The 8073-nt window shown below is 63.2% G+C and carries 5 protein-coding genes; 1 reads left to right on the top strand and 4 read right to left on the bottom strand.

The window, feature by feature from the left end:
• Positions 1–2738: autotransporter outer membrane beta-barrel domain-containing protein (locus VDP82_RS10725; protein WP_323014840.1), on the top strand; the 2738-nt coding region annotated here is incomplete at its 5' end.
• A gap of 231 nt (positions 2739–2969) precedes the next feature.
• Here the strand turns inward: VDP82_RS10725 and VDP82_RS10730 are convergent.
• From VDP82_RS10730 to VDP82_RS10745, 4 genes are all read right to left on the bottom strand, one after another.
• Entirely contained in the window at positions 2970–4625 is a 1656-nt protein-coding gene (locus VDP82_RS10730; protein WP_323014841.1) for an FAD-dependent oxidoreductase, read from the bottom strand.
• A 69-nt stretch (positions 4626–4694) separates the two neighbouring features.
• A complete protein-coding gene (locus VDP82_RS10735; protein WP_323014842.1) occupies positions 4695–5867 on the bottom strand; it encodes a M20 aminoacylase family protein in 1173 nt (390 codons plus the stop codon).
• A gap of 13 nt (positions 5868–5880) precedes the next feature.
• Positions 5881–6735 carry a VOC family protein gene (locus VDP82_RS10740; RefSeq protein WP_323014843.1) on the bottom strand — a complete coding sequence of 285 codons (855 nt, stop codon included), beginning with the start codon at positions 6733–6735 and terminating at the stop codon, positions 5881–5883.
• A 24-nt stretch (positions 6736–6759) separates the two neighbouring features.
• Positions 6760–8073 (bottom strand): ABC transporter ATP-binding protein (locus VDP82_RS10745; RefSeq protein WP_323014844.1); only part of this gene is annotated, 1314 nt, incomplete at its 5' end.

An 8073-nucleotide genomic window follows, 5' to 3' on the forward strand; every position in this document is an offset into this window, starting at 1 on the left:
GCTTTGCTACGAATATCACGGGCAGTATTTCTGTGGTGCATGACGGCGCGGGCACCACGACCCTGTCTGGAAGCAACACTTATACGGGCGGCACGACGCTGAATGCTGGTATTGTCTCCGTATCCCAAAACAGCAATCTCGGCGCTGCCAACGGCACCCTGACTTTCAACGGCGGTACGCTGCAAAGCACGGCGGGCTTTTCCATGGGCCGCGCCACCACTATCGGCGCGAGCGGCGGCACCTTCGACGTCACCGCCGGAACGCTCACCCAGTCCGGGATGATTTCCGGTTCTGGCCCGCTGAACAAGACCGGCGTTGGGACGCTGACCCTGACCGGGAACTCGGCGGGCTTCTCCGGCGCAACAACTGTTACCGATGGCACGTTGCGGCTTGAAGGTCTTCTCGGTGGCAACAAGGCAGCCAAGGGAACCGGGATCATCGAGGCGGCGGTGGCCACTGCCTTCAGCGGCGAAACAGTGGAAGCTGAGGGGGCGGGCATTATCAACCTGTCGGTGACTGGCGCCGGCAACGGCGCGATATTCCGCCTGGAAGACAATGGCACCGTCAATGTTCTGGCAACCAATGCCCTGTCGGCAACGAGCAGGGTCTATTTCACCGACCCCGATACGAGGTTGCGCCTCAACGGCTACAGTACCACCGTCGGCGAACTGGCCGTCTCCAATGACCATCAGGGGATCATCACCAATGAGGGCTCGGCCCAGGCTGCGGTCCTGACGGTCGGGCGTTCGGGAAGCTCCTCCTCCTTCACCGGCACGATCGAAGACGGCGCGGGCGGTGGCACCCTTGGCCTCGCGCTGGCCGATGGAATTTTGGAGTTGTGGGGTCCCAATACCTATACGGGCGGCACGACGATAAATGGCGGTACGCTGCGCGCCATCAGGGCGGGCGCTTTTGTCGACAGCACCGCCTATGCCGTCAATGGCGGCACGCTCGACCTCGGCGGGTTCGACCTGACCATGGCCTCGCTCTCGGGCACCGGTGGGACGGTGGCGTTCGGCGCGGCGAACCTGACCGTCGATCAGGCTGCAAGCACGACCTATGCCGGTGTCCTCACCGGCACCGGCGCTTTCATCAAATCCGGGACGGGCACATTGGCGCTGACCGGCGATGCCTCGGCTTTTGCCGGCACGACCACGGTGGGGTCAGGTGCGCTGGTGGTGGGTGTGGGAGGCAGCGGCGCGCTGGGCGGCGTGTTGACCGTCGATGCTGGCGGCCGGCTGGGCGGCACCGGCACGGTCGGCACGGCGGGCATGACCACGACCATTGCGGCCGGCGCCGTTCACGCGCCGGGCAATTCCATCGGCGTGCAGCATATCGCAGGCGACTACATCAATCACGGTACGCTGGCGATCGAGGCAACACCGGCGGCCGCCGACCAACTCGTCGTCACCGGCGCGGTGGATATTACTGGGGCTACACTCGACCTGCTGCTGTCGCCTGCCGATGCAGCGAGCTGGAATGTCTTTAACGGCCCCTTCATCATCATCGACAAGCAGAGCGCCGGCGCTGTCGTGGGACATTTCTCTCCCATTACACAAAACCTGCTCTTTCTCGACGCAAGCCTCAATTATGCAGCCGGAGACGGCAATGATGTCGCGCTCGAACTGATGCGCAACAACATCAGCTTCGCCTCGACTGGAAACACTCGTAACCAGATTGCCACCGGCACGGCAATCGAGGCGCTCGGCAGCGGCAACTCCCTCTGGAACACCTTGGCGCTGGCCACCGATCCCGATCTGGTGCGCGCCAGCTTCGATGCAATTTCCGGTGAGGTCCATGCCTCGACAAAAACGGCGCTGATCGACGACAGCCGCTTCGTCCGCAGCGCGGTCAACGACCGCTTGCGCGCGGCATTCAGCGCGGTTGCAGCCGACGGTAACGGGGACACGGTCGGCGCGCCCGCTATCTGGAGCCAGGCCTTCGGATCGTGGGGGCAGACTGATGGCGACGGCAATGCAGCGAGCCTCAGCCACTCGACCGGTGGCCTCGTCCTTGGCGTCGATGCCGACGCGTCAGATACCGGGCGCTTTGGCGTGGTCGCCGGCTACAGCAACACCAGCCTGGGTGTGAAGGACCGCCTCTCTTCCGGTTCAAGCGACAACTACCATCTCGGCCTCTATGGCGGCGCACGATGGGGCGATCTCTCCCTGCGCACCGGCGCGGCCTATACGCTGCATGACATATCGACGAACCGCGTCATTGCAGTCCCCGGCATCAGCGACAGCTTGACGGGCAGCTATACTGCCGGAACGGCACAGGTCTTTGGTGAGTTCGGCTACCGCATGCAGGTTGGCAATGCCATCTTCGAACCGTTTGCCGGCCTTGCCTATGTGAACCTGCATAGCGACGGTTTCACCGAACAAGGTGGCGCTGCGGCGCTGACGGGCAACACGGCAAACACCGAGGTGGCCTTCGCCACGCTTGGCCTGCATGGGGAAACCGCGTTCGACCTCAACGGAGCACAATTGACAGCCAAGGGCATGATCGGCTGGCGGCATGCTCTCGGTGATGGGACGCCCGAAAGCACACTGCGCTTTGCCGGCGGCGTCCCCTTCACCATTGCCGGCATACCAATGGCACGCGATGCGGCCGTAGTCGAAGCTGGTCTCCACCTTGCCTTCTCCCCTAACGCCACGATCGGCGCTTCCTACGGTGGGCAGTTCGGTTCCGGTTTCGCCGAGCAATCCTTCAAGGCAAATCTCAACGTGAAGTTCTGATCGGGGGCCTGTTGCTCAATGGGATGCCGCCGATCCTGCCCGCGCGAAGGATCGGGCCGGGCGGGCGCTCCAGCGTCGCGCACCGGGCCGACCAGCCAGTCAGGTCCTTTCCGAAAGTCCACGGGCTGGCTGGTCAGGAAGATCTTTACGCCCGAGGGGATCATGCCGACTGGATAGCGCGTGACGCGCCTAATCGCCATGCTGCATAGGGCCCTGAGGGGCGAGAGAGTTTTAATTCTCAGCAGACATGCTGACCGGCTGGCCTCCCGCAATGTAGGTTCCGCAAATATAGCCCCATGTCAGGCAGGGACCAATGGTGGTGCCCGGGCCAATGGCGCGAGTGCCGATGGGGTTGGCCATGGTCAAGCCAGCAGCAAAAAGCCCCGGAATGACCGAGCCATCGTCTCTGCACACTCGCCCATGCTCATCGGTACGCGCACCGCCCTTTGTGCCCAGTATCGAGCGATTGAATGGCACGGCGTAGAACGGTGCGGCGCTGATCCCGCCAAGGGCCGGATTGCCGGGGATACCTCGCCGCGCCCCCGATTTATGACGCTCCCAGAAGCCCTCGCCGCGCTGAAAATCTTCGTCCTTCCCATTTTGGCAGAATGTATTGAACCGCTCCACGGTTTGGATGAGCAAATCCGCCGGCACCTTCATCTTGTCGGCCAGCGCCTTGATCGAGTCGGCCTCGATCAGCCAGTCCTTCTGCTGCCGGGCAAAGTAGCGGAAGACGGGCAAAGTAGCGAAAGAGCGGGAGTCGGCAACAAGCCAGACAGGCAGGTTGACGGGCGCACCCGTGTTCGGGTCACGAGCATCCAGCGCCTCGAAGAAGTTGAAGTCGTACTCGCTGGCAAAACGCTTTCCTTCCGCATTGACCGCAATGGCATGCGGGTCGGCCTGGATCGTCATCGGCAGGCCCTGCAGGCGGCCCTCGTAAGTGGTGGGAATGGTGGGATAGACATTGGCCTGGTCCATCCGCGCCAGCGCGGCGCCCGCCTCCTGCGCGATCCTCTGGCCATCGCCCACATTGCCATTGGGGCTACCGGAACGATCATAAGGACCGGGGAAGTATCTTTCGCGCCAGGCCGTGTTCCACTCGAAGCCGCCACTGGCCAGAACAACCCCAAGGCGGGCTCCCAGGCGAAGCTCCTTTCCGCCTTGGCTGGCCCGCACGCCCACGACACGGCCCGTCTCGTCCAGGATAGGGGCCTGCGCTGGCGTTTCCCGATAAAACCGGCAGCCAGCCACCTGGCATCCCGCCAGTAGTCCGGCAATGAGCGCGTTGCCCTGCGCCCGCTCGTCAAGCAGATAGCGCCGAACGAAACGGGGAGCGAAGGCGATCGCCGATTGCACCGGCTTGCGGAAAAAATTGAGGCTCTGCGCTTCGTTATAAGAAAAGATCTGGGGCCATGGCGGCCGACGGATATGGCGCCGCAAGCCTGCCGCCACGGTGCGCCGGATCGGCCTGGTCGACAGCATGCGGCCATATTCCACGCCACCCGCACGTTCGGCAAAAATGTCGGGCTCGTCGATCATCTCGAACTTCAGCGGTGTGTTGGCCTCGAGGAATGCGAGCATTTTGGGCGCATTGTCTGCGAACGCCTTCCAGAGTGCATCTTCATCCTGCTGCCAGCCATCGCGCGCGGTGGCCCGCAGATAGCGCAAGGCGTTCTCCGGTGAGTCCTCGATGCCCGCGGCCAGCATGTGGTGATTGGCAGGCACCCAGGTGCCCGCGCCCGACATGGCGCTCGTTCCACCCAGATAAGCGGTTTTTTCAAGCACCAGAACGGTCTTGCCGCTTTTTGCCGCGGTCAGTGCGGCCGAGAGCGCCGCGCTGCCCGAGCCGACCACGATCACGTCCACAATCTCATCGAAGCTGGTCATCTATGGAAATTCCGAAGGCAAAATCTGACGCGCATGCCCTGCTGGCCGCGCCGGGAAACACGGGAGGGGTCAGGCCGGAAGGGGCATCGTCCGCTCGATCAGCCGCGCCCAAAGCGAAACGCCATAGGGCACGGCCTCGTCGTTAAACTTGTATTTCGGGTGGTGATGCGGCGCGGAGGGGCCGATGCCGAGGAAGATATAGGCCCCAGGGCGCTCTTCGAGCATAAAGGCGAAATCTTCCGCGCCCATGACCGGGGTAATGTCGGTGTCGACGCTGTTCACTCCACCCACGTCCCGCGCTGCATCGGCCAGGATCTCGGTTGCACCCGGCTCGTTGACCACGACCGGATAGCCACGCTCGTAGCTGATCTGCGCCTTCGCGCCATAGGCGGCGCAGATCTGATGGGTCATGGCTTCAATGCGTTCCTGACAAAAATCCCGGACGGCTCCGTCCAGAGCGCGTGTCGTGCCCACCAGTTGAGCCGTCTCGGGAATGACGTTGAAGGCGTCCCCGCCATGCACCGCCCCCACCGTGATGACCGCCGATTGCAGGGGATCGACATTGCGCGATGCGATGGTCTGCAGGTTCATGATGAGGCTGGCCGCCGCCACCACCGGATCGATGGCTTCATGGGGCCGCGCCGCATGGCCCCCACGGCCGGAAATGGTGATGGTGAACTTGTCGGTCGAGGCCATCATGGCGCCGGGCCGCAGGGCGAACTGCCCCACCGGCAGGTTGACCATATTATGCAGGCCATAGACCTGCTGGATGGCGAACCGGTCGAGAAGGCCGTCCTCGACCATGGCGCGCGCGCCCGCTCCGCCTTCTTCGGCGGGCTGGAAGATGATTATCGCCGTACCGTCGAAATTGCGCGTTTCGGCGAGGTGGCGCGCTGCCCCGAGAAGCATCGCGGTATGCGCATCATGCCCGCAGGCATGCATCCGCCCCGGAACGAGCGAGGGAAACTCCACGTCGCTCTCCTCGTGGATCGGCAGGGCATCCATATCGGCGCGAATGCCGATGACCTTCCCCGAGGCGGTGCTGCGCCCCTTGATGACTGCTACCACGCCGGTCTGGCCAATGGCTTCGACTACCTCGTCACAGCCGAAACCGCGCAATTTTTCTGCCACGAAAGCTGCGGTTTTTGGCAGGTCATACATCAGTTCGGGATATTGATGCAGGTGACGACGCCATGCGACGACATCCTTGCTGATCTCGGCGACACGATTGATGATCGGCATGCTGTTATTTCCCTTACCGGCGAGCTTCGAAGCAGAGGTTGACGCCATTGGCATTGGTGGCATCGACCAGGAGCCGCCCACCTTCAAGCCGTGCGAGATCACCAAGCACCCCCTTGGCCTGATCGAGGCTCGCGGTCACGAGGCGGACGACGCAATCGTGAATCTCGAGCCCAGGTCGGACGGCGACATCGGGATAGAGCGAGGCAAAGGACTGCATGCCGATAAACACGAGGTCGGCACGCTCGAAGCCTGGGCGCACGATCCAGCGGCCTTCAGCCTCCCTGACGAGTTCGGCATCTGCCAGAGCGGCCAGCCGGCGCGCGTCCCCTTCCGGATCGGCGCTGGCAATGTCGAGAGCGGCAATCGCGCTGGCACCATTGGCGTGCGTCAGCAGTTCGGGCAACCACACCATTTGCGGCGTCAGGTGCTGGCAGGCGAAAAGACGCATGCCCTCGGGCCGGTTCTCATTGTCCCAGTCCACGACATTGAACGACACCATGCCCGTGCTGCCATCGGGCCGGGTGACCGGTCTTTCGATGAATTTCGGGCCGTGCGTCAGAAGGTCCCTGCCGGACCAGAAAGCCGCGGAAGCCTGTGCGTCATTCGTGCCCAGGGCAACCCGCTGCAGGCCCTCGCCCACGGTTTCGAGAAAGGCGCGACCGGCGGCATTGTTCGGGGTGGGGCGCAAATTACCCAACAGTTCGAGATAATCCTTCTCGAACATCATCGTGTAGTTGGCGGTGCCGCTTTCGCCGCTGTGGAAGCCCTTGGGCGACAGGGTGAAGCCAAGCCGGCGCCACTGCGCCGCCGCATCATCCAGATCGTTGACCATGAAAACGAGGTGTTCGAGACCGGTAAAGGCAGACATTGACTACTCCTGGGCGCGCGGCCCTTATTTTTCCCAGTCATCGGTCCAGTCATGGACCAGGTGATCGTCGCCGACGACGCGGTAGCGCCGTTCGGAAGGTTGGAAATCCAAAGAGCGGATTGGGCTGCGCAGTTCGAAATTCGCCATCTTCCGGCGCAGATTGCGCTGGCCGGGGTCAGGCACGGGAACAGTGGACAGCAACCGGCGGGTATAGGGATGCTGGGGATTGCCAAAAATGGCAGCGCGGGCGCCAATCTCGACGATCTCGCCGAGATACATGACCGCGACGCGGTGGCTGAAGCGCTCGACCACCGCCATGTCATGCGAAATGAACAGATAGGCCAGGCCCAACTCCTGCTGCAAATCCAGCATCAGGTTGATGACCTGGGCCTTGATGGAGACATCGAGCGCCGATACCGCCTCATCCGCCACCAGCAGCTTGGGGTTGAGCGCAAGCGCCCGCGCGATGCAGATGCGCTGGCGCTGCCCCCCGGAAAATTCATGCGGCAGGCGGTCGGCCATATCGCGGCTGAGTCCCACCTTCTCAAGCAGGTCGAGAGCTTTGGCACGTGCTCCGGCGCGCGAAGCCAAACGGTGCGTCAACAGCGGTTCGGCAATCGTATCGCCAATCTTGCGACGCGGGTTGAGGCTGGCGAAGGGATCCTGGAACACCATCTGGATATCACCGCGCCGCTTGTGCAACAGCGCACCGTTCATCCGGGCAATATCCTCCCCGTCCAGCAGCACCGAGCCCGATTGCGGTTCGGTGAGGCGCATGATCGTGCGCCCGAGCGTGGATTTGCCGCAGCCCGATTCCCCGACAAGAGACAGGGTCTCGCCGGCCCGGAGGTCCAGCGACACTTTTTCAACGGCGTGAACGCGCCCCCCGACCCGGCGCAACAGACCCGACCGCACATTAAACCGGACCACCAGGTCCCGGACGCTCAAAAGCGGCGTCTCCGCAGCCGGCCCCCGATCGCTGCGATCTGCGGCTACGGGTGCCGGGTGCGGATCTGTTTCGTCTCCCAGGTTGAAGCGCTGCGGCTGGATCTCGCCCGCCATGGAGCCAATACGGGGTACCGCATTGAGCAGGCGGCGCGTATAGGCTTGCTGGGGAATGCGGAAAATCTGCGCCGTGGGGCCCTGCTCCACCACATTGCCATGATACATCACCACCGTGCGGTCGGCCATCTCGGCCACCACGCCCATGTCGTGGGTGATGAACAGGACCGACATGCCCTCATCGGCCTGCAATTCCTTTATCAGTTCCAGAACCTGCGCCTGGATGGTCACGTCGAGCGCCGTCGTCGGCTCGTCAGCGATGAGCAGCTTGGGTTT

This window comes from Devosia sp. (assembly GCF_034675085.1).
Taxonomy (GTDB): Bacteria; Pseudomonadota; Alphaproteobacteria; order Rhizobiales; family Devosiaceae; genus Devosia.